Source organism: Halorubrum tibetense (assembly GCF_042661865.1).
Taxonomy (GTDB): Archaea; Halobacteriota; Halobacteria; order Halobacteriales; family Haloferacaceae; genus Halorubrum; species Halorubrum tibetense.
Map to the genome: position 1 here is coordinate 1 of NZ_JBHSWW010000652.1, position 599 is coordinate 599.

Annotated in this window: 1 protein-coding gene; it reads right to left on the bottom strand. The window is 49.6% G+C overall.

Going from position 1 to position 599, the window contains the following annotated elements; translation table 11 throughout:
- On the bottom strand, window positions 1–550 hold a 550-nt coding region (locus tag ACFQEU_RS17555), incomplete at its 3' end, for a proton-conducting transporter transmembrane domain-containing protein (protein WP_379784240.1).
- Window positions 551–599 lie beyond the last annotated feature (49 nt).

Below are 599 nucleotides of genomic sequence, written 5' to 3' on the forward strand. Positions count from 1 at the left end.
CCGTAGCTTCCGGATATGCATCTGAAAGCCAAGCTGAAACCGGCGGGGCTGCTGCATTAATCAACACACCGATTAAAATTAGCCAGGTGGCCACACTATCGGCGCGCATTGCGACAACATCAATTGTGCCCTCCTGCATCGCAACACCTGCGATCCCCACCATTAATATCACGCCACCGAGAAAATGCATCAAGGCATATCGCAAACCAGCCGCTCGTGATTGTTCGGTTCCCCCACACCACACGACTATCGTTGAGAAGATGGCCATTACTTCCCAAAAAATAAACAGTGTTAGTAAGTCACCTGCAAAGGCAACACCGAGTGCACCACCTGCATAGGCAAATGCGGCTGAAAGCTCTAAAGCTTTCGCGTGGCGGAACGCATATAGGCCACCTACAAAAGTCATTAGCGCAAAGATGGTGGCAAATAGGCGTCGTAATTTTCCTCCTTCTACCGGTTCAATTGCCTGATCCATAAAAGTAAAGCTAAGTGATACACCGTCTGGCACCTGCCAAACGAACCAAAGCGCAAACAGTGGCGCTAATAACACTACGCTAATTCGTACTAAACCTCGTGTAAGCGCGATCAGCGCAGAACCA